General features: G+C 72.8%; 7 protein-coding genes and 1 pseudogene. 3 read left to right on the top strand and 5 right to left on the bottom strand.

Annotated features, from left to right (window positions below; translation table 11 throughout):
- The 3 genes from FE633_RS43860 to FE633_RS43850 form a co-directional block, all read left to right on the top strand.
- Positions 1 to 5,377 (top strand): type I polyketide synthase (locus tag FE633_RS43860; RefSeq protein ID WP_138050754.1); only part of this gene is annotated, 5,377 nt, incomplete at its 5' end.
- Between the two features lie 75 nt (positions 5,378 to 5,452).
- Entirely contained in the window at positions 5,453 to 16,648 is an 11,196-nt protein-coding gene (locus tag FE633_RS43855; RefSeq protein ID WP_138050753.1) for a type I polyketide synthase, read from the top strand.
- Between the two features lie 170 nt (positions 16,649 to 16,818).
- The gene (locus tag FE633_RS43850; RefSeq protein ID WP_138050752.1) at positions 16,819 to 18,066 is read left to right on the top strand and encodes an activator-dependent family glycosyltransferase; all 1,248 of its coding nucleotides are present in this window, start codon (positions 16,819 to 16,821) and stop codon (positions 18,064 to 18,066) included.
- A 15-nt stretch (positions 18,067 to 18,081) separates the two neighbouring features.
- Here the strand turns inward: FE633_RS43850 and FE633_RS43845 are convergent, their stop codons facing one another.
- From FE633_RS43845 to FE633_RS43825, 5 genes and pseudogenes are all read right to left on the bottom strand, one after another.
- Positions 18,082 to 19,128 (bottom strand): ketoacyl-ACP synthase III family protein, encoded by a 1,047-nt coding sequence (locus tag FE633_RS43845; protein ID WP_138050751.1) that lies wholly within the window; start codon positions 19,126 to 19,128, stop codon positions 18,082 to 18,084.
- A 65-nt stretch (positions 19,129 to 19,193) separates the two neighbouring features.
- Entirely contained in the window at positions 19,194 to 23,408 is a 4,215-nt protein-coding gene (locus FE633_RS43840; protein WP_246114108.1) for an SDR family NAD(P)-dependent oxidoreductase, read from the bottom strand.
- Positions 23,409 to 23,494: 86 nt separating this feature from the next.
- Positions 23,495 to 24,352, bottom strand: coding sequence for an ABC transporter permease (locus tag FE633_RS43835; RefSeq protein ID WP_246114107.1), 858 nt, complete (start codon positions 24,350 to 24,352; stop codon positions 23,495 to 23,497).
- A 5-nt stretch (positions 24,353 to 24,357) separates the two neighbouring features.
- A complete protein-coding gene (locus tag FE633_RS43830) occupies positions 24,358 to 25,362 on the bottom strand; it encodes an ATP-binding cassette domain-containing protein (RefSeq protein ID WP_138050750.1) in 1,005 nt (334 codons plus the stop codon).
- Positions 25,363 to 25,450: 88 nt separating this feature from the next.
- A pseudogene (locus FE633_RS43825) lies at positions 25,451 to 25,863 on the bottom strand (dehypoxanthine futalosine cyclase); the annotation flags it as partial.

The raw sequence follows: 25,863 nt of genomic DNA, 5'->3' as shown, positions 1-25,863 counted from the left end.
CGCCGCAGCCGCGGGCCGTCTGCCGATGCTGCTGCGCGGCCTCGTCCGGGCCCCCGCCCGGCGCGCCGTCGAGGCGGCCACCGGTGACGCCTCCGGCCTCGCCCGGCGGCTGGCCGGGCTCGACGCGGCGGAGCAGGAACGTGTGCTGCTCGACATCGTCCGCAAGCACGCCGCCACCGCCCTCGGCCACGGCACTCCCGGGGCCGTCGGCATCGAACAGTCCTTCCAGGACCTCGGCTTCGACTCGCTCACCTCCGTCGAGCTGCGCAACCGGCTCGGTGCCGAGACCGGCCTGAGGCTGCCCGCCACCCTCGTCTTCGACCACCCGAGGCCCACCGCGCTCGCCCGACACCTGCGCGACGAGATCGCCGGCACCGACGTGGACACCGCCGACGGCGGGGTTGCCGCGACCGACGACGACCCCGTCGTGATCGTCGGCATGGCCTGCCAGTACCCCGGCGGGGTCGCCTCCCCCGAGGACCTGTGGCGGTTCGTCAGCGAGGGCGGCGACGCCATCTCCGCGTTCCCCACCGACCGCGGCTGGGACCTGGACCGGCTGGCCGGCCTCCAGGCCGGATTCCTGTACGGCGCCACCCACTTCGACGCCGCCCTCTTCGGCATCTCGCCGCGCGAGGCCCTGGCCATGGACCCCCAGCAGCGGCTGCTGCTGGAGAGCTCCTGGGAGGTCTTCGAACGCGCCGGCATCGACCCGCTCTCCCGGCGCGGCACCCGCACCGGAGTGTTCGTCGGCGCCATGGGCTCCGGCTACGCCTCCGGACTCGCCGACATCCCCGAGGGCATGGAGGGCTACATCGGCCTCGGGGTGTCCGGCAGCGTCATCTCCGGCCGCGTCGCCTACACCTTCGGCCTCGAAGGCCCGGCCATGACCATCGACACCGCCTGCTCCTCGGCGCTCGTCGCCCTCCATCTGGCCGCGCACGCGCTGCGCCAGGGCGAGTGCTCCATGGCGCTCGCCGGCGGTGTCACCGTGATGGCGACCCCGGGCACCTACACCGAGTTCACCGCGCAGAACGGGCTCGCCGCCGACGGCCGCTGCAAGGCCTTCGCCGCCTCGGCCGACGGCACCAGCTTCTCCGAGGGCGTCGGCGTCCTGCTCCTGGAGCGGCTCTCGGACGCCGAGCGCAACGGCCACCCGGTCCTGGCCGTGGTCCGCGGCTCCGCCACCAACCAGGACGGCGCGAGCAACGGACTCACGGCCCCCAGCGGCACCTCCCAGCGGCACGTCATCCGCCAGGCGCTCGCCTCCGCCGGCCTGACCGCCTCCGACGTGGACGCCGTGGAGGCCCACGGCACCGGCACCACGCTCGGCGACCCCATCGAAGCGCAGGCCCTGCTCGCCACGTACGGTCAGGACCGGCCCGAAGACCGGCCGCTGTGGCTGGGCTCGGCCAAGTCCAACTTCGGGCACACACAGGCGGCGGCCGGCGCCGCGGGCGTCATCAAGATGGTCATGGCCATGCGCCACGGCGAACTGCCCCGCACCCTGCACATCGACGAGCCGTCCCCGCACATCGACTGGTCCGACGGCACCATCGAACTGCTCACCGAACCCCGCGCCTGGCCGGCCGACACCGACCGGCCGCGCCGCGCGGGCGTGTCGTCCTTCGGCATCAGCGGCAGCAACGCCCACGTCGTCCTGGAGGAACCACCCGCCGTACGGCGCCCCGAGGAGCCGCGCGAACCGGCCGCCGGGCCGCACGCGTTCACCGTCTCCGGACACACCCCGGACGCCCTGCGCGACCAGGCCGCCCGGCTGCGCGCCCACGTCCTCGCGCGCCCCGACGCCGACCCGCGCGACCTCGGCCACTCCCTGGCCGTCACCCGCCATGCCCTGGACCACCGGGCGGTCGTCGTCGCCGAGGACCACGAGGAACTGCTCGCCGGACTCGCCGCCGTCGCCGCGGGCGAGAAGGTACCGGACGTCGCGCAGGGCACCGCGGACACGGGCGGCCGGACCGCCTTCCTCTTCCCCGGCCAGGGCGCCCAGCGCCCCGGCATGGGCCGCGGGCTCTACGACACCCACCCCGCCTACGCCCAGGCTTTCGACGAGGTCTGCGCCGAACTCGACCGGCACCTCGACCGGCATCTCGACGGCCCCCCGCTGCGCACCGTCGTCTTCGCCCCCGAGGGCTCCGCGGAGGCGGCCCTGCTCGACCGCACGGCCTACACCCAGGCCGCCCTGTTCGCCGTCGGCACCGCGATGCACGCCCTCGTACGGTCCTGGGGCACCCGTCCGGACGTCCTCATGGGCCACTCCATCGGCGAACTCACCGCCGCCCACGCCGCGGGAGTGCTGACCCTCCCGGGGGCGTGCCGCCTCGTGGCCGCCCGTGGCCGGCTGATGCAGGCGCTGCCGGAAGGCGGTGCCATGACCGCCGTGGAAGCCACGGAAGCCGAGGTACGTCCCCACCTCGACGGCATCGACGCGCGGGCCGGGATCGCCGCGCTCAACGGCCCGGCCTCCGTGGTGCTCTCCGGCGACGAGGACGAAGTCGAGCGGATCGCCGCCGAGTTCGCCGCCCGAGGCCGCAAGACGCGGCGGCTACGGGTCAGCCACGCGTTCCACTCCAGCCGGATGGACGCCATGCTCGCCGAGTTCGAACAGGTCGCGGCGGACGTGGACTTCGCGCCGCCCACGGTGCCCGTCGTCTCCAACCTGACCGGGCACACCGCCACCGAGGACGAGTTGTGCTCGGCGGCCTACTGGGTCCGGCACGTCCGGGAAGCCGTCCGCTTCTGCGACGGCGTACGCACCCTGGAGGACGAAGGCGTCACCACCTACCTGGAGTTGGGCCCCGACGCCACCGTCACCACGATGGTCCTCGACAGCGTGCGCGAGACGTCCGCCGTGCTCGCCGTACCGCTGCTGCGCCGGGACCGGCCCGAGCCGCGCACCGCGCTGCTCGCCGCGGGCCACCTGCACGCCCGGGGCCACGGTCTCGACCCGGCCCGGCTCCACGGCGACGACGCGCGCCGCACGGAGCTGCCGTCGTACGCCTTCCAGCGCGAGCGGTACTGGCTGGAGCCCTCGGCCGCGCCCGCCGCCCCGGCCGAGGACACGCCGTTCTGGGACCTCGTCGAACAGGCCGATCAGGTCGATCAGGCCGATCAGGCCGATCAGGCCGATCAGGTTGGACGGGACGCGGTCGGCGAACTGGCCGCCCGGCTCGGCCTCGACGAGAACGCCTCGCTCCGCGAGGTGATGCCCGCGCTGGCGTCCTGGCGCCGCGGCCTGCGGGAGCGGTCCGAGGCCGACGCCTGGGAGCACCGGGTCGTATGGACGCCGGCCGCCGACCAGGCCGCCGCGTCCCTGTCCGGAACCTGGCTGCTGCCGGTGCCCGCCCACCGGGCGGAGGGCGCGTGGACCGCGTCCGTCGCCAGCGCTCTCGCCGCCCACGGCGCCCGCACCGTCCTCGTCCCCGTGGACTGCGCCGAGACCGACCGCAAGCAACTCGGCGAACAGCTCACCGGAATCCTCGACGGTGACGACCGGGACACGCCCGTCACCGGAGTGCTTTCGCTGCTGGCCGCCGACGAACGGCCGTTGCCCGGCCATCCGTCCACCCCGCGCGGCCTGGCCGCCACCGCCGCCCTCGTCCAGGCGCTCGCCGACGGCGCGCTCGGCACCTCCGCAGCACCCTTGTGGTGCCTGACCGCGGGCGCCGTCGGCGTCCACGAGCAGGAGGCCCCCGCAGCGCCCGAACAGGCCGCCGTCTGGGGCCTGGGCCGCACCGCCGCCCTGGAGCACCCGCGGTTGTGGGGCGGCCTTCTGGACCTGCCGACCGGCAGCGGCACTGGCAACGGCACCGATACCGACACCGACACCGATACCGACACCGGCACCGATACCGGCACCGGCACCGCGGTGTCCCAAGACGTCGCCCGGCGCATGTGCGCGGTGCTCGGCGGCCGGGGCGGCGAGGACCAGGTGGCGGTCCGCGGTTCCGGGACCTTCCTGCGCCGGCTCGTCCGCGCCGCGCACTCCGGCGCGGTCGGCCCGGCTCCCTCCTGGAGCGGCACCGTTCTGCTGACGGGCGGTACCGGCGCACTGGGCGTACGGACCGCGGCCTGGCTCGCCGAACAGGGCGCGGACCGGCTGCTCGTGGTCAGCCGCAGCGGCGGCAGCGCCGAGAGCCGCGCCGAACTCGAAGCCGCCGTCGCCGGCTTCGACGTCGAGCTCGTCGTCGCCGCCTGCGACGTGGCCGACCGCGAGGCACTGGCCCGGCTGCTGGCCGAACACCCCGTGGACTCGGTGGTGCACACCGCCGGCGTCCTCGACGACCGCCTGCTCGACACGCTCACACCGGAGAGCCTGGAGACCGTGCTGCGGCCGAAGCTGACCGCCGCGCGCAATCTCCACGAACTCACCCGCGAACGCGAACTCTCCGCCTTCGTGCTGTTCTCCTCCGTCTCGGGCACCCTCGGCTCCATCGGCCAGGCCAACTACGCCGCCGCCAACGCCAGTCTGGATGCCCTCGCCCAGCAGCGGCTCGCCGCGGGACTGCCCGCGACCTCCCTCGCCTGGGGGCCGTGGGCCGGCGGCGGCATGGCCGTCGAGAACGCCGACATCGAACAGCGCATGCGCCGCAGCGGCCTCAACCCGCTGGACCCCGGCCGGGCACCCGAGGCCATCGGCCGGGCCGTCGCCCGCCGCGAGGCGGCCCTTGCCGTCGTCGACGTGGACTGGGCGCGGTTCGCGCCCGGCTTCACCTCGGTCCGGCGCAGCCCGCTGCTGTCGGACCTCCCCGAGGTACGGGACCTGGCGGCGGTGCACCCGGCAGCGGTGGAGGAGGAGAACGCCGGGGAGGCGCTGCGGGCCCGGTTGGCCGGACTCACCGCCGACGAGCGGGAACGGGCCCTCGTCACGCTGGTGCGCAGCCAGGTCGCCGGGGTCCTCGGACATGCCTCGACCGACAGGATCGGCGCCACCCGGGCCTTCAACGCCCTCGGCTTCGACTCCCTGATGGCGGTCGAACTGCGCAACCGGCTCGGCGCCGTCACCGGGCTCCAGCTACCCGCCACACTGCTCTTCGACCAGCCCGACGCGACGGCCCTCGCCGGGTATCTGCGCGGCAGGCTCACCGACGGTGCGGACGGCGCGGACGGCGGCGGGGTACTCGCCGAACTCGACCGGCTGGAGGCGTCTTTGGCGACGCTGGACGCCGACGACACCCGCCGCGACCGCATCGGCGCACGACTGCGGGCCCTGCTGGCCCGGTGGAACGGCGCAGACGGCACCGCAGGCGCCCCGGCGGCCGACAGCGCCACGGCAACGGACGACATCACCGACCGCATCAACTCCGCCGCGGCGGACGAGATCTTCGACTTCATCGAGAACGATCTTGGAATTTCCTGAGCACACGGCATGCGCGGCATGCGCGACGTACACGGCGGCACAGGACGCCCAGGACCGGGGAACGGATGAACACGCATGAGCGATGAGGAGAAGCTCCTCGGCTACCTGAGGAAGGTCACCGCCGATCTCCACCAGACGCGGCAGCGACTGCGCGAGGCGGAGGAGCGGAACCAGGAACTGGAGCCCGTGGCGATCGTCGCCATGGGGTGCCGCTTTCCCGGCGGGGTCGCCGACCCCGAGGGCCTGTGGCGGCTGCTGAGTTCCGGCACCGACGCCATGACCGAATGGCCCCACGACCGGGGCTGGGACACCGACGCGCTGTACGACCCCGAACCCGGTACGCCCGGCAAGAGCTACACGCGCACCGGCGGGTTCCTCGACCGGGTCGCCGACTTCGACGCCGGCTTCTTCGGCATCTCTCCCAGGGACGCCGTCGGCATGGACCCGCAGCAGCGGCTGCTGCTGGAGATCTGCTGGGAGGCGCTGGAGCGGGCCGGCATCGACCCGCTCGCCCTGCGGGGCAGCCGGACGGGCGTGTTCGCCGGCACCAACCTGCAGGACTATCCGACCCTGCTCGCCCTGTCGGCCAACGCGGGGGACGACGGAGTCGGCAACTCGCCCAGTGTGCTGTCCGGACGTGTCTCGTACACCCTCGGCCTGGAGGGCCCGGCCGTCTCCGTGGACACGGCCTGCTCCTCCAGCCTGGTGACCCTGCACCTCGCCGCCCAGGCGCTGCGCTCCGGCGAGTGCGACCTCGCCCTCGCCGGCGGCGTCACGGTCATGTCGACACCGACCGTGTTCCTGGAGTTCAGCCGTCAGCGGGGGCTGTCCGCCGAGGGCCGCTGCAGGGCCTTCGCGGACTCCGCGAACGGCACCGCCTGGGGCGAGGGTGCGGGCGTCCTCGTCGTCGAGCGGCTCTCCGACGCGCGCCGCAACGGCCACCCCGTGCTCGCGGTGGTCCGCGGCTCCGCCGTCAACCAGGACGGCGCCTCCAACGGACTCACCGCGCCCAGCGGGCCCTCCCAGCAGCGCGTCATCTGGCAGGCGCTGACCGCGGCCGGCCTCTCCCCGGCGGATGTGGACGCCGTCGAGGCGCACGGCACCGGCACCACGCTGGGCGACCCCATCGAGGCGCAGGCGTTGCTCGCGACCTACGGCCAGGACCGGCCGGAGGACCGGCCGTTGTGGCTGGGCTCGGTGAAGTCCAACATCGGCCACACCCAGGCCGCCGCGGGTGTCGCCGGCGTCATCAAGATGGTCCTGGCCCTGCGCGAGGGGACACTTCCGGCGACCCTGCACGTGGACAAACCCTCCACACACGTCGACTGGACCAGCGGCCGTGTCGAACTGCTCGCCGAGGCCCGCCCCTGGCCCGGGACCGACCGGCCCCGGCGCGCGGCCGTGTCGTCCTTCGGCGTCAGCGGCACCAACGCGCATCTGATCATCGAGCAGCCCGCATCGAGGGACGCCGACGCCGGAGACGCCGGAGACGCCGGAGACGGAGACGCCGGAGACACCGGAGACGCCCGGAACAGCGGAGACGCCGGGCACGGCGAGCCGAAGGCGCCCGCCTCCACAGGCCGCCCCTTGCCCTTCGCCGTCTCCGGACGCACCGAGGCCGCGCTGCGCGCCCAGGCCGCGCGGCTGCGCGAGCACGTGAACTCCGGCCCCGGGCGCACCCTGCGCCCCCTCGACCTCGCCTGGTCGCTCGCGACGACCCGCCCTGCCCTCGAACACCGCGCCGTCGTCGTCGCACGCGACCACGGCGAACTGCTGCGCGGCCTCACCTCACTGAGCGACGGCACCCCGGCGCCCGGCGTGGTGCGCGGCGCCGCCGACACCGAGGGCGGCCCCGTCTTCCTCTTCCCCGGCCAGGGCCCGCAGTGGGAGGAGATGGCCACCGAACTCCTCGACGGAGACGAGCGGTTCCGCACCCACTTCACCGAAGTGGCCCAGGCGGTGGAGGCGTTCACCGACTGGAAGGTCCTCGACGTGCTCCGGCGCGCCGAGGGAGCCCCGCCGCTGGACCGCGTCGACATCGTCCAGCCCACCCTGTTCACCGTGTGCGTGGCCCTGGCCCGGCTGTGGCAGTCGTGCGGGGTACGGCCCGCCGCCGTCGTCGGCCAGAGCCAGGGCGAGATCGCGGCGGCTCACGTCGCCGGTGCGCTGTCCCTCCAGGACGCCGCCCGTGTCGTCGTCGCCCGCTCCCGCGCGCTGACCGCCCTGGCCGGACGGGGTGGCCTGCTCTCCGTACCCCTGCCGCTCGACGAGGTGAAGGAGTACCTGGCCCGCTGGGACGGACAGCTCTCGGTGGGCGGCCTCAACGGCCCGCGGACCGTGGTCGTTTCGGGGGAGGAGGCCCCGCTCACCGGGCTGCTCGCCGAACTCACCGCCGCAGGCGTACGTGCCCGCCGCGTCCCCATCGACTACGCCTCGCACTCGGTCCAGATCGAGGAGATCCGCGACGCCCTGCTGACCGGATTCGGGGACATCACCCCCCGAGCCGCCGACGTGCCGTTCTACTCCACGGTCACCGGCGGCAGGATCGAGGACACCACAGAACTCGACGCCGAGTACTGGTACCGCAACATCCGCGAGACCGTCCTCCTCGAAGACACGGTCAAGGCACTCGCCGCCGCGGACCACCGCGTGTTCATCGAGGTCGGCCCGCACCCCGTGGCGACCACCACCGTCGCGGACATCCTGGACGCCACCGGCACCCCGTACACCGCGGTCCTCGGCACCCTCCGCCGGAACGAAGGCGGGCCCGCGCGGTTCCTGCTCTCCCTCGCCGAACTGGCCGTACGCGGCGGCCGCGTCGACTGGGCCGGCGCGCTCGGCGGCCCCGGCGAACGGGTCGACCTGCCGGTCTACGCCTTCCAACGCCGCCGCTACTGGCCCGAGTTCGCACCCCCGGCCCCCACCCACCGGGACACCGCCGACGCCCCGTTCTGGGACGCCGTCGAGAGCGGTGACGTCACGACTCTGGCCGCCGCCCTCGAACTCGACGAGACCGCGGTCTCCGCACTCGCCCCCGCACTGGCCCGTTATCGCGGTCGTGCCGCCGGGGCCGCAACCGCCGACTCCTGGCGCTACCGCATCACCTGGCACCCCCTCGGCGAACCCACGGCTGCCACCGCGGCCGCCACCGCGGATGCCGCCCTGACCGGCACCTGGCCGGTCGTCGTCCCGCGCGGCCACGAACAGAGCCAGGAGGCCACGGTCCTCATCGCGGCCCTGGAACGCGCCGGCGCGGACCCCGTACCGGTCGTGGTGGACTGCGCCGACGACCGTGCCGCCATGGCCGCCACCCTGGACGCCGCACTCGCCGCCTCCGACGGCCAAGCGGCGGGCCTGCTGTCCCTGTTGGCCCTCGACGAGGAGCCGCTGGCCGGCCACCCGGAGCTGCCGCGCGGCTTCGCCGCCACCGTCGCCCTCGTCCAGGCACTCGACGACCTCGCCGCCGCCGTACCGGTGTGGTTCGCCACCCGCGGGGCCGTGGCCACCCGCCCGCAGGACGGCGCCGCCGCCCCCCGCCAGTCCGTCATCCAGTCCCTCGTCTGGGGATTCGGCCGCGTCGTCGCCCTGGAACAGGCCGACCGCTGGGGCGGCTTGGCGGACCTGCCCGCCGTTCTCGACGACACCGCGGCCGACCGGCTCATCGGCGTCCTCGCCGGCCACGACCACGAGGACCAGGTGGCGATCCGCCCCGGCGGAGTCCTCGGCCGCCGCCTCGTCCGCGCCGCCACCGGCGCCCTGCCCGGCCGCCGCACCTGGCAGCCGGAGGGAACCGTGCTGATCACCGGCGGCACCGGCGCGCTCGGACGACACGTCGCCCGCCGCCTGGCCCGCTCCGGCGCCCGTCACCTTCTGCTGGTCAGCCGCTCCGGCCCGGACGCCCCCGGCGCGACCGAGTTCGTCGCCGAACTGGCCGAACTCGGCGCCCGCGCCGACGTCGTGGCCTGCGACATCGCCGACGCCGACGACCTCGCCCGGCTCCTCGCCGCCATCCCGGCCGAGCGCCCCCTCACCGCCGTCTTCCACACCGCTGCCGTACTCGACGACGGCGTCATCGGCGCCCTCACCCCCCAGCGCCTCGCCGACGTCCTGCGCGTCAAGGTGGGAGGCGCCCTCAACCTCGACGCCGTCACGGCCGGCCTCGACCTGTCCGCCTTCGTCCTGTTCTCCTCGACCTCCGGCACCTTCGGCAGCGCCGGACACGGCAACTACGCGCCCGGCAACGCCTTCCTGGACGCCCTGGCCGAGGACCGGCGCGCCCGCGGCCTGCCCGCCACCGCCATCGCCTGGAGCGGCTGGGCGGACGGCGGCATGGCCGACGGAACCATCGGCGCACGCCTCGAACGGCACGGCGTACGGCTCATGGACCCGGACACCGCCGTCACCGCACTCCAGCAGGCCCTGGACCACGACGACACCACTCTCGTGATCACCGACACGGACTGGGAGCTGTTCGGCGCCGAACTCGCCAGGGAACGGCCGCGCCGCCTCTACGCCGCCCTCCCCGACCTCGCGCGGATCCTCACCGACGCCCGCCGCACCGAACCGGAGCGCGCAGGCGAGACAGACCTCGCCGACCGGATCGCCACCCTCGGCGAGACCGACCGGCGCCAGGCCCTGCTCGACCTCGTCCGGGCCCACATCGCCCATGTGCTCAACCATCCGAGCCCCGAGGACGTCGAACCCACCCGCGCCTTCCGCGAGTTGGGCTTCGACTCCCTCACCTCGGTCGAACTGCGCAACTCCCTCTCTGGGGCCACCGGCATGCGACTGCCGTCCACCCTCGTCTACGACCACCCCACTCCCGCCGCCCTCGCCGAGCACTTGAGCACCGCGCTCGCCCCGGACGACGCCCCCGCCGTCGCCGCCGCGGTTGCGACCGCGGCCGTGGGAGGGCCGCGCAGCGAGGACGATCCGATCGCCATCGTCGCCATGGCCTGCCGTTTCCCCGGGGATGTGAACTCCCCGGAGGATTTCTGGCAGTTGCTGGCCGATGGTGGGGAGGGTCTGGTGCCGTTCCCGGAGGACCGGGGGTGGGATCTGGACGCGTTGTACGACCCGGAGCCGGGCAAGGCGGGGACGGTGTACACGCGCAAGGGTGGCTTCCTTTCGGGGGCGAGTGGTTTCGATCCGGGGTTCTTCAACATTTCGCCGCGTGAGGCGGTGGCGATGGATCCGCAGCAGCGGTTGTTGCTTGAGATCTCGTGGGAGGCGTTCGAGCGGGCGGGGATCGATCCGGAGAGGTTGCGGGGGAGCCGTACCGGAGTCTTCGCCGGAACCAACTACCAGGACTACTCCTCCCGCCCCCTCGCCCCGGGCGAGGACGCCGCATCCCACCTCGCCACCGGCAACGCCGCCAGCGTCATGTCCGGCCGTCTGTCTTACACCTTCGGTCTGGAGGGTCCGGCGGTGACGGTGGACACGGCGTGTTCGGCGTCGCTGGTGGCGCTGCATCTGGCGGCGCAGTCGCTGCGGGCGGGGGAGTGCGACCTTGCCCTCGCCGGTGGCCTGACGGTGATGTCGACGCCCGGCCTGTTCGTGGACTTCAGCCGGCAGCGGGGGCTGGCGGCGGACGGCCGGTGCAAGGCGTTCGCGGACGCGGCGGACGGGACCGGGTTCTCCGAGGGCGGCGGGATGCTGCTGGTGGAGCGGTTGTCGGACGCCCGCAGGAACGGTCATCGGGTGCTGGCGGTCATGCGGGGCTCGGCGGTGAACCAGGACGGTGCGTCGAACGGGTTGAGTGCGCCGAACGGCCCGTCGCAGCAGCGGGTGATCCGGGCGGCGCTGAACGCGGCCGGTCTGTCCCCGGCGGACGTCGACGCCGTAGAGGCGCACGGCACCGGCACCACGCTGGGCGACCCCATCGAGGCGCAGGCGCTGCTCGCGACGTACGGTCAGGGCCGGCCGGAGGAGCGGCCGTTGTGGCTGGGGTCGGTGAAGTCGAACATCGGGCACACGCAGGCGGGGGCCGGTGTGGCGGGTGTGATGAAGATGGTGCTCGCGATGCGGCACGGGGTGCTGCCCGCCACGCTGCACGTGGACGCGCCGTCCTCGCACGTCGATTGGGAGGCGGGCGAGGTGCGTCTGCTCACCGAGCCGGTCGCGTGGCCGGAGACGCACGGGCCGCGCCGGGCGGGTGTGTCCTCGTTCGGGATCAGCGGAACGAACGCGCACCTGATCCTCGAAGCCGTACCTGAGGAAGCCGTCCCCGAGGAGGACACCGAACCGACAGCGCCCAGTGACCGCCGCCCGCTCGTCCCCTGGGTGGTCACCGGCCGCACGACGTCCGCCCTCCAGGCCCAGGCGAGCCGGCTGCTGGCCTACATCGAGGCGCGGCCCCAGCTCGATCCGTACGACGTCGGCCTGTCCCTCGCCACCACCCGCACCCTCTTCGAACACCGCGCCGTGGTGCTCGGCGCCGACCTGCCCGAGCTGATCGCCGGGCTGGCCGCGCTCGCGGACGGCGGCCCAGGCACCGGCACCGGCACACCGACGGGCACGGCCCGTAACGGTGGAAAGACCGCGTTCCTCTTCACCGGCCAGGGCGCCCAACGCCTGGGCATGGGAAGGGAGTTGTACGAGGAGTTCCCCGCCTTCGCGGAATCCTTCGACGCCGTCTGCTCGCACATCGCCGGGCTGCGGGAGGTCGTGTTCGGAGATGACGCGGAGGCGCTGGACCGCACGGAGTTCGCCCAGCCCGCGCTGTTCGCCTTCGAAGTCGCCCTCTATCGGCTCCTGGAGTCCTGGGGCGTCGTCCCCGACTGCCTCACCGGTCACTCCGTCGGTGAACTGGCCGCCGCGCATGTGGCCGGAGTGCTCTCTCTGGAGGACGCGTGCGCGCTCGTCGCCGCCCGGGGCAGGCTCATGCAGGAGTTGCCCTCCGGAGGCGCGATGTTCGCCCTTCAGGCGTCCGAGTCGGAGGTGCTGCCGCTCCTGGAGGGGCGCGAGGCCGAGGTGGGCATCGCCGCCCTCAACGGCCCCCACGCCACAGTGGTTTCCGGCACCGAGGACGCCGTCGGCGCCGTCGCCGCCCAAGTGGAGGCCCTCGGGCGCAAGACGACACGACTGCGCGTCAGCCACGCCTTCCACTCCCCGCTGATGGAACCGGCCCTGGACGCGTTCCGCGCGGTCGCGGCCAGGCTCTCCTATGCGCCGCCACGGATCACGGTCATCTCCGCCGTGACCGGTGAGCCGGTCGGCGCCGACCGGCTCACCGACCCCGAGTACTGGGTGCGGCACGTCCGTGAGACCGTCCGCTTCCATGACGCTGTCCGCCGCCTGCGCGAACTCAGGGTCAGCCGCTTCGTGGAGATCGGCCCCGACGGCACCCTCACCGCCATGGCGCAGGCTTCCATGGACGTCGCTGTGGACGACGGCGTGGAAGAGGGCGTGGAAGACGGCGTCGCCGACCCCGTGGACGACGCCGGCCGGTCCGGCCGTGCCGAGGCGGCCCTGCTGGTGCCCGCCGTGCGCAAGGACCGCCCGGAGGTGCGGAGCGTCCTCGCCGCGCTGGGCCACCTGGTCGCCCACGGCGCCGCCGGGCCCGACTGGCACGCCCTGTTCTCCGGCGCCCGGCCGGTCGCCCTGCCCACCTACGCCTTCCAGCGGGATCGTTACTGGCTGGAGAGCGCACCGTGGACCGGGGACGTGACCGCCGCCGGGCTCGACACCACCGGGCACCCTCTCCTTGGGGCCGCCGTCACCCCCGCGGGCTCCGGCGAGGTCCTGTTCACCGGACGCCTCTCGCTGCGCAGCCACCCCTGGCTCGCCGACCATGCCGTCCTCGGGCAGGTCATCCTGCCCGCCACCGGTTACCTCGACCTCGCCGTCCACGCGGGCGACCGCACCGGGTGCGGCCATCTCGCCGAACTCACCCTGCAGAGCCCGCTCGTCATCCCCCGCGAGGGCGCCGTACAGATCCAGCTCGCCGTCGAGGCGCCGGACGCATCAGGTCGGCGCGCCTTCCGTGTGCACTCGCGCCTCGCCCGTACCGACCAGCTCTGGGACCAGTCCCAGGACGAGCCCTGGGAGCAGCACGCCCAGGGCGTCCTCGCCGCCGAGGCGCCGCCCGCCCCCGGCGACCTGGACCTGGCCGCCTGGCCCCCGCCGGGCGCGCAGCAGGTGTCCGCCGGCGGTCACTACGAGCGGTTCGCCGCCGCCGGCTTCGACTACGGCCCGGCCTTCCAGGGCCTGGACACGGTGTGGCGGCGCGGCGACGAACTCTTCGCCGAGGTCACCCTGCCCGATCCCTGCCGCAAGGACGCGGGCCGCTTCGGACTCCACCCCGCGCTGCTCGACGCCGCAGTCCAGGCCCTCCTCGTCGAGGCACCGGACGTCGAGGCACCGGACGTCGCGGCAGCGGACGTCGACGCACCGGACGCACCGGACGCACCGGACGCGCCGGTCGAGGAGACCGTGGCAGGGCCGATGCTGCCGTTCGCCTGGAGCGGCCTGACGCTCTACGCCGAGGGAGCCACCGCCCTGCGCGTGCGCCTCGCCCCGGCCGGACACCCGCACGGGTTCTCGGTCCTGGTCACGGACACCGACGGCCGGCCCGTCGCCGCGGCCGATGCCCTCACCCTGCGCACCGTTGCGTCCGACCGGCTGGGGCAGCGGCCCGGCAGCGGGCCCGGGCTGCTCCGCCTGGACTGGCGGGCGGCCGTCCCCGCCCCACCGGCGCCCGCTCCCGAGTCGGTCCGCTGGATCATCCTCGGCGAGGGCGACGACCGGGTCGCCGAGGCGCTGGACGCCGCCGGTGTCCACCTGGAGACGTACGCGGACCTCGAAGCACTCGGCAAAGCGGTGGACACGGGTATGACCATGCCGGACGTGGTGCTGGCGGCTCCCGACCCGGCCCGGGGTGACGGCCGCGCCGTACCCGAGGCCGTACGAAGCCTGCTGACGCACTGCCACGACCTCGTGCGGGGCTGGCTTGCCGACGCACGGTTCGCCGCCTCCCGCCTGGTGTTCGCCACGCGGGGCGCGCTCGCGACCGATCAGGACGAGGACGTCCGGGACCTGGCCGCCGCCGCGCTGTGGGGGATGGTCCGCTCCGCCCAGGCGGAGCACCCGGACCGTCTCCAACTGGTCGATCTGCCCGACACCGAAGGCGTCATGGACCAGCCCGCGGAACGGGCGGCCCTGCTCGCCGCGGTCGCGGCCGGGCACCGGCAGTGCGCGGTGCGCCGCGACGTGGTGCTGCTGCCCGGACTCGCCCGGGTCGACGACACGGGCGAACCCCCGGCCCACACCCCGGTCCATGCCCCCGCCCCCGCCCCCGACCTCGGCACCGGTACCGTCCTGCTGACCGGCGCCACCGGCACGCTGGGACGACGGGTGGCCCGCCACCTGGTGACCGCGCGCGGCGTACGGAACCTGCTGCTCGCCGGCCGGAGCGGCGCCGACGCCCCGGGCGCCACCGAACTGGTCGCCGAACTGACCGAACTCGGCGCCTCGGTACGCCTGGTGGCCTGCGACGTGTCCGAACGGACCGAGGTCCGGCGGCTGATCGCCGAGGTTCCCGCCGACCGGCCGCTGAGTGCGGTCGTGCACGCGGCCGGCGTCGTGGCCGACGGCACGGTGACCTCCCTGGACACGGCGCGGTTCGACCGGGTCCTGCGGCCGAAGGCCGACGCGGCATGGCTGCTGCACGAACTCACCTCTGACCTCGGCCTCTCCGCGTTCGTCCTGTTCTCCTCCGCGGCCGGCACCTTCGGCTCTCCCGGACAGGCCAACTACGCGGCCGCCAACGCCTTCCTCGACGGCCTGGCCGCCCACCGTCGCGCGCACGGACTGCCGGCGACGTCGGTCGCCTGGGGGCTGTGGGCGGAAAACAGTGCGATGACCGCCGGGCTCTCCGCCACCGACCGGGGCCGCATGGCGCGAGGCGGCATGCGGCCGCTGGCCGCCGCGGACGGCCTCGCGCTGCTCGACGCCGCGCTGGCCACGGACCGGGCCGCCCTGGTCGCCATGGACACCGGCGGGAACCACACCGCCGTCGAGGCGCTGCTGCGGTCCGCCGCGCAGACGCCCGCACGCCGCCAGGTGGGCGGCGGTGTACCGTCCGCCCCGGCGCTGCTCGGAGGACGGGACGCCGCCGAACGGCGGACCGTACTGCTGGCCCTCGTCCGGGAACGGGCCGCCGCCGTCCTCGGCCACGCGTCGGCCGAAGGCGTGGAAGCCGACCGCCTCTTCACCGAGCAGGGCTTCGACTCACTCACCGCCGTCGAGCTGCGCAACCAACTCACCGCGGCCACCGGGCTGGCGCTGCCCCCCACCCTGCTCTTCGACTTCGCCACCCCCGAGGCGCTGGCCGCCCACCTCGACCAGCGGCTCCTCGACGAGGACGACGCCCCGGCACAGGCGAACGAGCAGCGAGCCGCCGAGACGGCGGGCGGACCCGCCCCACGGGCCGAGGACACCCTCGGCGCCCTGTTCAGGCGCGCCTGCGAGATGGGCAAGGTCGACCAGGGCTTCGAACTGCTCCGGGCGGCCGCCGAACTCCGTCCCACCTTCCACACCCCGGAGGAACTGCCGTCCGTCCCCGAACCGATCCGGCTCGCCGGAGGGGACGGTGCGACGCCGCTGGTCTGCTTCAGCTCGTACGTCGCGCTGGCGGGCGTGCACCAGTACGCGCGGTTCGCGTCGGCGTTCCGGGGCGAGCGTGACGTGTGGGCCCTGCCCACGCAGGGCTTCGCCACCGGCGAGGCGCTGCCCGCGACCTTCGACGCCGTCGCGCGCCTGCAGGCCGGAGCGGTCACCCGGGCCGTCGGGGACGGCCCCGTCGTCCTCCTCGGCTCCTCCTCCGGCGGCATCCTCGCCCTGGCGGCCGCCCGGCGGCTCCAGAAGGAGGGACGGCGACCGGCGGCGGTGGTCCTGCTGGACACGTACATGCCCCGTGCCGACTCGCCGTTCCTGCGGTTCTCGCAGCAGATGCTGGGTGGCATGTTCGACCGGGAGTCGATGTTCGCGCACATGGACACCGACCGTCTGACCGCCATGAGCTGGTACGCCGGCATGATCGGCGAGTGGGAGCCGGGAGAGCTGGAGTGCCCGGTGCTGCTGGTGCGGGCCAGTGAACCTCCGGTGCCGGCCGAGCAGACCGGCCCCATGGAGCCCCACGAGTGGCAGTCGTCCTGGGAGCGGGCGGACACCGTTCTCGAGGTACCGGGCAACCACTTCACCATGATGGAAGCGCAGGCCCGCGGCACGGCGGAGGCCACGGCGGCCTGGCTGCGGAGCCTCGGCTCCTGAGACCGCCCAGGCCGGGGGCTCGTTGATGTCTGGAGGAAGTCCCAGTCTCCCGCGGTCCGCATCCCCCGTCCGCCCCCTCCGGGAGCACCATCTGCAGTCATGGCGGAAAAAGAGGACCGGTGGCCAGTGGCAACCACGCGCGTCGCCGGTCGGAAAGGAACAAAGACGGCATGAAGGTGATGTTCACATGTCTGCCGGAGAAGTCGCACCTCTACGGCCAAGTGCCGTTGGCGTGGGCTCTGAAGGCTGCCGGGCACGACGTCCTGATGCCCAACAGCCCGGGTTTCACCGATGCGATCACCCGCACCGGTCTCGCCGCCGCGCCGGTCGGCGGCGACAACACGCTGTACTCCAAGCTGCCGGCCGCCCGTGAGTACCAGGACATGGAGGTGACCAACTGGAGCCGCCTCGCACAGGGAGAAGCGGACTGGCCCACCCTGCGCAGCTGCTACGAGCTCAGCGTTCCCCTGGGCTACGCCCTCTACAACGATCCGGTCATGGAAGACATGCTCGCGCTGGCCGAGAGCTGGCAGCCGGACCTGGTCGTCCGGGACCCGCTCTCCTACGCCGGGGCGCTGGCGGCCCGCGTCACCGGCGCTCTCCACGTCCGGATGCTGTGGTCCGCGGACGTCTACGGACGCACCCGCAGCAACTACGTGGAACTCATGCGCCAGGCGCCCGAATCCGAGCGCGTCGACCCCCTCTCCGACTGGATGAACGAGTGGGGCCGGCCCTACGGCGTCGTGTGCGACGAAGAACTGCTCCAGGGCCAGTACACCATCGACTCGCTGCCACCGAGCCTGAGGCTGCCCAGCACGTTGCGCCAGCTGCCCCTGCGTTACCAGCCCTACAACGGGACCACGGTGGTGTGGGACTGGCTGCGTGAAGCACCCAAGCGCCCACGCATCTGCCTGAGCCTGGGCAACATGAACACCGAGGCCTTCGGCGGGGACTACGTCTCGATCCCCACCGTCCTCGACGCCCTGTCGGACCTCGACATCGAAGTCGTCGCGGCAGTCCTGCCCGGACAGCGCGCGGAGCTCGGTCCCGTCCCGGCGAACGCCCGCATCGTCGACGACGTGGCCCTGGACACGCTGCTGCCCAGCTGCTCCGCGGTGATCCATCACGGTGGCTGGGGCACCTTCTGCACGGCCATGGTGCACGCCGTCCCCCAGCTCGTGATGTCCACGTACATCGCCGACCAGGAACTCCGCGGACGGTCACTGGAGCGCGAAGGCGCCGGGTTCTTCGTCCACCACAGCGAAGTCAACGCCGCCCAGGTCCGCGCACATGTCCTCCGCCTTCTCAACGACCCCCAGCACGCCGCATCCGCACGCCGCGTCCGCGACGAGGTCGCCGCCATGCCGAACGCCTACGAAACAGTCCCCGTGCTGGAAAGGCTGGTCGCCGAACGCTGACTGTCTGTCGGCCGGTCAGGCCACGGCCCAGGCCGGCGTCTCGTTGATCGTCACCACGGCCGCCGTGCAGATCCAGCCCGGCCCCTGGGACGTCAGCAGCACGTGGTCGCCCGCCGTCACCTCGCGGGTCCGCACCAGGTGCTCCAGGGCGATGAAGGGGTCGGCACCCCCGACGTGCCCGACACTCTTGCCGAACTCCCAGCTCGATCGGGACATCGGCAGCCCCAGGGGCACCATCACCGTGTATTCGACCACCCGGCCGTCCACATTGAGCGACACGACCTTGGTGATGTCCGAGGCGTTCAGGCCGGCATCGACCAGAGAGCGCTGCATGATCTCCAGGTCGAACACGGTCATCTTCTCCAGCGTCTCCGCCATCGAGAGGTCGGCGTCATGGAATCGCATGACCCGCTCTCCCATCTCCGCCATTTCGGACGCGGTGTCGGAGTCGAGGTTGATCAGCGGACCGTCACCGCGGTGCCACTTCTCCAGCCGGTGCAGCACCCCGGCGTTGAGTGATTTCACCTCGGCGAAACCCTGGTCCGCACTCAACAGAACCGATGCTCCGCCATCGCCCAGAATGCACGACTGATTCTGGCCGTCCGTCCAGCGGTTGATACCCGGCGAGTTCCAGTTCTCGCCGGTCGTCAGCAACACCGCCTCCGCCTCACCGGCGCCGGTGATCTGCCCAATGGCCACTTCCATCGCACTGAGCATGCCGTTGCAGCCCTGCTGCAGATAGAAAGCGGGGATCGTGCCCAACCCAAGCTCCCGCAGGACGTAGCCCGGTGGGTAAGACCCGGCGGGAGCCTGGTAGTTGACACTGCTGTGGATGTGCGTCGCAATGGCCTCGGGATCGGTCTTCGACCGGTCCAACGCCGTACGAGCGGAATTGACCGCCATATCGAGCGCCGGGACCTCAGGGGCCACATACACACCCGTCAGCCCCGTGTCCGTATGCGTTTCCGCCTCTACGAGCCCGTCCGCGGCCGCCTTCTCGACGCTGACCCATTCATGGAGATCAACTCCCAGCGAATCAATGTAAACGCCTTCGACCCTCATCAGCCATTTCCTCCGTCTCGTCTACAACGGGCAATATCCAGTGGGTGTGTCAACGCGCCGCCCTGTCAGGCGAGCAGTTGCATCTTCAGGTGCTGGGCCAACTCGGCGGCGGTCTCGAAGTCGAACGCCACATTCGACGTCAAGGTGAGCCTGGTGGCGGACGCCAGGGCGTTGCGGAGGTTCACCGCGCTCAGCGAATCGAAGCCGAGGCCCTTCAACTCCGCGTTCGCGGCCACGATGTCGGGGGAGGAGTGGCCCAGGACCGTCGCGATGTGGCCGCGTACCAGGTCGGTCAGGACCGTGTCGCGATCCGCGTCGCTCAACGCGGCCAGCCGGTGCCTCAGTTCCGACGCTTCGGCGGGGGTGTCCTGTGCCGCCCGGCGGGCCCGAGGGGGCAGCAGGGCACGCAGGAGCGAGGGGGCGCCCCCCGCCCTGGCCAGGTCGCGCAGAGCGGAGAAGTCCAGCTGTGCAGCAACGACGGCGCTCCGATCCGCTCCCCAGGCCGCGTCCAGCAACTGGAGGCCCTGCTCGGTCGGCAGTGGCCCCCAGGCGACGGAGGTGGCCGGGAGCCCCTGGGCGCGTGACTGGTGCGCGAGCGCGTCCAGGAAGGCGTTGGCCGCGGCGTGGTTGCCCTGGCCCGCGGCTCCGAAGACGCCGGCGGTGGAGGAGAGCACGAGGAACGCTGACAGATCCGCGTCCCGGGTCGCCTCCCGCAGCGCGAGCACCGCGTCCACCTTGGGCCGCAGCACCGCACTCAGGCGCTCGGGTGTCAGGGAGGGGATGACCGCGTCGTCCAGCACGCGCGCCGCGTGCACCACCGCCTTGAGCGGCCGTTCGGCGGGAAGTGCCGCCAGCAGTCCGGCCAGAGCGTTCGAATCCGTCGCGTCGCAGGCGGCCACGGTGACGTGCGCGCCCAGCGCGGTGAGTTCGGCCTCGATGTCCGCCGCCCCCGGTGCCGCGGGTCCTCGACGGCTCGTCAGCAGCAGTTCCCGCACGCCGTGGTCCACGACCAGATGGCGGGCGACCGCGGCTCCCAACGTGCCCGTGCCTCCGGTGACCAGGACCGTACCGTCCGGGCCGACCGGCAGCGACGTACCGTCGGCACCGATGGCGAGCCGGGCCAGTCGCGGCACCCGCACGGTCCGCTTGCGCAGCGCCCATTGCGGTTCGTCGGAGCCGGCGACCTTCGACAGCGCGCGCCATGCCGGTTTGCTCGCGTCGGTGTCCACCAGCGTGAACCGGCCCGGGAATTCGGTCTGAGCCGAGCGAACCAGTCCCCACACGGCGGCGGCCGGCAGGTCGAACTGCCCGGTCAGCCCGGTACGTTCGGTGTCGTCCCAGGACGGCACCGCACCTTGGGTCAGGAAAATCAGCCGGGAGTTGTCGAACACGGGCATCGTCACCCAGGACCGTGCCCACTCCAGCGCCCGGCGCGTGGTGTCGTGGACGGCCCTCGCCAGTTCCCCGCCGGTCTGCTCCGCGGCGGCGGACGCAGACGCCGTCACGACCACATCGGGTGCCGGAGCGCCGTCGTCGACGGCCGCGGCCAGCGTCCGCAGATCCGGGTACGCCTCGGCGTACCGACCCGCCGACATCAGTCCGGACCGCACCCCCAGCGTGTCCTCGCCGACGACCGCCCACTTGGCGGGCACCGCGTCGGCGACCGGCGCGAGGTCGACATCGGTCCACTCAACGGTGAACAGGCTGTCCTGCTGCGCGGCACCCGCTGCCCCGATACGGCTCCTGGAGACCGGCCGGAGCCGCACGGACTCCACGGTCAGCACCGGCTCTCCGGTGGCATCGGCGGCCCGTATCGAGAAGGAGCCGTCCGGCAGGGGACTGATCCGCACACGCAGCACCGAGGCCCCGGATGCGTGCGGGGACACCCCCTGCCAGACTGCCCCGTGCCAGGCTCCCGCCTGCCACGGTCGGCCGGCGTCCCGCAGCGCGTCCTCGATGCGCGGCGGGTGCAGCATCGCGTCCGTCAGGACCGGGTGGAGCCCGAACTCCCTGGTCTCCGCCCGCAACTGCTCGGGCAGGGCGATCTCGGCGAAGAGGTCGTCACCGCGCCGCCACACGGCTCTGACGCTCTGGGGAGCGGAGCCGTGACTCGGGCCGTCCGCAGCCGACTCAGCCGAGTCCTCGTCCGGGGCGGGCACCGGGATCGTCACGGCCTTGGCCTCGGCGGGGGGCCACACCTCCAGGTCCCAGTCAGGCAGCGGCCCCTCCTCGGAGAGGCACCCGGTGGCATTGCATGCCCACGGTCGCCCGAACCCCTCGTCGCCGCGCCGGGAGTGGACGGACACGGGACGCAACCCGTCCTCTCCGGGCGCGCCGACCGTGATCCGAAGCTGGACGGCCCCGGATTCCGGCAGTACCAGCGGGTCCTGGGGGGACAGCGTCTCCAGTCGGCCGAAGCCCACCTGGTCACCGGCAGTTGTCGCCAGCTCGACCAGTACCGAATCGGGTACGAGAGCCGAGCCGCCCACGCTGTGCGGGGAAAGCCAGGCATACGCCCCTGCCGACAGCCGCCCGGTGAACAGCACGGTTTCGGAGCCGGGAAGTTCGACGGCCGCCCCCAGCAGCGGGTGCTTCACGATCACCGCACCCACCTCGGCCGCACTGCGGGAGGCCCCGGGAGAAGCCGACAGTGGGGGATCGGCCGGGAGACCGGACCGGAGACCGTCAGGGGGACCGACAGCGAGCGGCGTGCCTGCCAGTTCGGGCAGGCGCTGGCGGGCGATCTTCCCCGCCGGGGTGCGGGGGATCTCGGCGACCGTGTGGAACTCGTCGGGCACTTTGAAGGAGGACAGCTCCTGCCGACAGGTCTTCAGGACCAGCTGCGGATCGATACCGTCGGGCCCCGGCACGAGATAGGCGACAGGCACCTCGCCGAGCACCTCGTGCCGTTGGCCGGTCACCGCGGCGTCGGCCACTCCGGGTACCTGCGTCAGGACCTTCTCGATCTCGCCCGGATGGATGTTCTCACCACCGCGGATGATCAGTTCCTTGACCCGGCCGGTGATGGTGAGGAATCCGGACGGGTCCCGGCGGGCCAGATCGCCGGTGCGGTACCACCCGTCGCGGAGCACGGCGCCGGTGGCCTCGGGCTGGTTGTGGTAACCGAGCATGAGGGCCGGGCTGTTCACCCATACCTCGCCCTCCTCACCGGTGGCGACCTCCGCACCCGTCCGAGGGTCCGTCAGGCGCAGCGTCAGCCCGGGAAGCGGCTGCCCGCAGGAGCCCGGCACGCGAGGCCCGTCCGGCGCCTGAGTGGTGATCGCCCCACCGGTCTCCGTGCTTCCGTAACTGTCCAGCAGGCGGACGCCGAAGGTTTCCTCGAACGTCTCGTGCAGCGAGGCGGGACAGGCGGAGCCGGCCGCCATGCACACACGCAGTTCCGGCAGTCCGGCGCCACTCTCCCGCGCCACCTCCACCATGCGGTGGTACATCGTCGGCACCCCGACCAGGAAGGTGGAGCGCTCCGACCGCGCCGCTTCCATGATCTCGTCGGCGGCCGAACCCTCCATGATGTGTGCCGTGGCGCCGACGGCCAGAACCCCCAGCACGCCGATGTTGTGCGACACGGCGTGGAAGAGCGGCATCGGCCACAGCACCCGGTCGTCCTCGCACAGGCCGAGGATGGGCGCGTTGCAGGAAGCCGTCGCCCACAGCGACTTGCGCTGGGTCGACACCACTCCCTTGGGACGTCCCGTGGTGCCCGAGGTGTAGAGCATCCAGGCCGGGTCGTCGAGCCCGAGATCGTCACGGGCCGGACTGCCCGGCTCGGTGGTCGCAAGGCTCTCGAAGTGCCGGACACCGGCCGGTGCGTCGGTCGTCGGTGCGTCAGCCGGGGCGTCGGCCGGCCCGACCCCCACGACCGCCGTTCCCGAGCGCTGCCCGGTGACCCTCAGCACCTGCTTCAGCCGAGCGGCACCAGTGACCACCAGGACCGCACCGCTGTCGTCGAGCACATGCGAGAGTTCGGCGTCCGACGACTGGGGATCGAGGGGTACGCCGATCGCGCCCGCGCGGGTGACGGCGAGATAACTCTCCACCATCTCCACGCGGTTGCCCATGCGCAGCACCACACGGCTGCCGCGCTCCACCCCCAGGTCCGCCAGATGACCGGCCAGCCTGCGGGTACGCCGCTCCAGTTCCCCATAGGTCACGGCACGCCGGGCGTCGCGAAACGCGGTCTTCTCGGGAAACCGACCGGCGTTCCCGGCAAGCAGCTCATGCAGCGGCTGGATCAGCTCATTACGCAACTTGTCACTCACGTCTCTCGGGTGTCTCTCGGGTGCCGATCACACGGGAACGGAAAAACGGGGTCTGAAGCAGCCGCAGCGTGAACGTCCTCCCGGCGTCAGGCGCCGATCGAGCGGTAGCGACGCACGGCCAGCGTCCGGCAGAGGACGGCGATGGCGACCGACCAGCCCACCGACACCACGATGGGGTGCTGCGCCGGCCAGGCGTCGGACACCGCCGTCAGGCTCGGATTGCCGAACAGCTCACGCAGGGACTGCACCGTGGCGCTGAGCGGATTCCACTCGGCCACCGGCCGTAGTACGGCCGGCAGTGACGACGGCGCCACGAAGGCGTTCGACAGGAACGTCAGCGGGAACAGCCAGAGGAAGTTGCTGCCGGCCGCCGCCTCCGGCCCCTCCACCGACAACCCGATGAGCACACCCACCCACGACAGCGCGTAGCCCATGAGCAGCAGCACAGCGAACGCGGCAGCCGCCCGAAGGAACCCGTGGTGGATCCGCCAGCCCACAACGAGGGCACACAGCACCATCACCGTGATGAAGAAAAGGTTCTGCACCAGGTCGGCGAGGCTGCGTCCGGACAACAGGGCCCCGCGTGACATGGGCAGCGAGCGGAACCGGTCCACCATGCCGAGCTTGATGTCGGTGGCCGTGCTGATGCTGCTGATACTGGCCGTCACGAACGCGATCGTCTGGGCGAAGAAGCCCGGCATCATGTACTCGCGATAGGCGGCCGGCCCCGCGCCGTCGGGGACGACGAAGGACCCGGCGAAGATGTACGCGAAAATCAGGACGAACACCACCGGCTGGGCCAGACTGAGCAGCAGCGCTCCGGGGGTGCGCAGCATCACCAGCAGGTTGCGCCGGGTGATCACCCAGGTGTCGGAGGCCGCCTTCAAGGCGTGGGCGTACCGGGCCCCGTCCGGCAGACCGGTCGTCCGGGTCGTGATGGCCACCGCGATCACCCCTTGCCGTCGGTCGCATGAGAGGAGACCGCCGCGAGTTCGGGTTCGCGCGCCGGCTCCTCCCTCGGAGCTTCGCCGGTCAGGTCCATGAACACCTCGTCCAGGGTCGGGCGCCGCAGGCCTATGTCGCTGATCCCGATTCCCGCCGCGTCCAACTCGTCGATGATCTCGGCCAGCATGCGCACCCCGCCGCCGACCGGAACCGAGACCAGCGCCCTGGCCAGGTCCACTTCGGGCTTCCTGCCGCCGAAGCGGGCGAGGACCGCCACGGTGTCCTGGATCCGCTCACGCAGATCCACCACCACCTCGACGCACTGCTGCCCGGTCCGCGCCTTGAGCTCCCGGGGAGTGCCGCGCGCGATGATCCGGCCGCGGCCCACGACGGCGATGTCATGGGCGAGCCGGTCCGCCTCCTCCAGGTACTGCGTGGTGAGCAGGAGCGTCATACCGGAAGCGACCAGCTGCTCGATCGCGTCCCACAGCATGAGCCGACTGGCCGGGTCGAGACCGACCGACGGTTCGTCCAGGAACATCACCACGGGACGCACGACGAGCGCGCCGGCGAGGTCGAGACGGCGACTCATACCGCCGGAATAGGTGTCGGACCTCCGGTCCGCCGCCTCCAGCAGGCCGAACTGTTCGAGCAGTTCGTCGGCGCGCGACCGGGCGGCGCGCCTGCGCATCCCGTACAACTCGCCGATCATGCGAAGGTTCTCACGCCCGGTCAGTTTCTCGTCGAGGGCCACGAACTGGCCCGAGAGACCGATCGAACGCCGCACCTGCTCGGGGGCGCGCACCACGTCGTGACCCGCCACCGTGGCCGTCCCCGCGTCGGGCCGCAGCAGGGTGGTGAGCAGCCGCACCGCGGTGGTCTTGCCCGCTCCGTTGGGTCCCAGGAGCCCGAGAACGCTGCCTTCGGGAACCTCCAGGTCGATCCCGTCGAGGGCGCGGACCTCTCCGAAGGTCTTCGTCAAGCCCTCGGCGTGAATGGCGGCTGCCATGGACTTCTCTCCTTCCTGCTCGTGCTCGTGTGATGAGGTGTCCGCCTGCTCACGGCCCCGGCCCCGCGTATCGCGTGCCTGGACCGGCTCACTTCGCGGAGACGAGCTTCAGCTCGGGGTGCGCGGTGCCGCCCGCGATCGCGGTCGACGAGATGTGGGAGGCGACGCGGTCGTCGACGGGGTCGTTCGCCGGGTCGTCGTGCACGACGAGGTGCTCGTACGTCGTGGACCGCTGGGCCGGGACGCGGTCCGCCGTCCGGATGAGCGTGATCAGTTCCAGCAGGTTGGAGCGGTGCTTGGCGCCGGCGGAGGAGACGACGTTCTCCTCGAGCATGACGGAGCCGAGGTCGTCGGCTCCGTAGTGCAGCGTGAGCTGGCCGATCTCCTTGCCGGTGGTGAGCCAGGAGCCCTGGATGTGGGCGATGTTGTCCATGAACAGCCGCGCGATGGCGATCATCCGCAGGTACTCGAAGAGCGTGGCCTGCGTACGGCCCTTGAGGT

Origin of the sequence: Streptomyces montanus (assembly GCF_005786655.1) — a bacterium.
Taxonomy (GTDB): Bacteria; Actinomycetota; Actinomycetes; order Streptomycetales; family Streptomycetaceae; genus Streptomyces; species Streptomyces sporangiiformans.
The sequence above is the reverse complement of the archived record's forward strand: the minus strand, read 5'-3'. Positions and strand labels throughout refer to the sequence as shown.

Bases quoted from the DNA above. Each gene is read 5' to 3' on its own strand.
- FE633_RS43830 (WP_138050750.1), bottom strand. From the start codon at position 25,362: ATGGCAGCCGCCATTCACGCCGAGGGCTTGACGAAGACCTTCGGAGAG.
- FE633_RS43855 (WP_138050753.1), top strand. From the start codon at position 5,453: ATGAGCGATGAGGAGAAGCTCCTCGGCTACCTGAGGAAGGTCACCGCC.
- FE633_RS43850 (WP_138050752.1), top strand. From the start codon at position 16,819: ATGAAGGTGATGTTCACATGTCTGCCGGAGAAGTCGCACCTCTACGGC.
- FE633_RS43845 (WP_138050751.1), bottom strand. From the start codon at position 19,128: ATGAGGGTCGAAGGCGTTTACATTGATTCGCTGGGAGTTGATCTCCAT.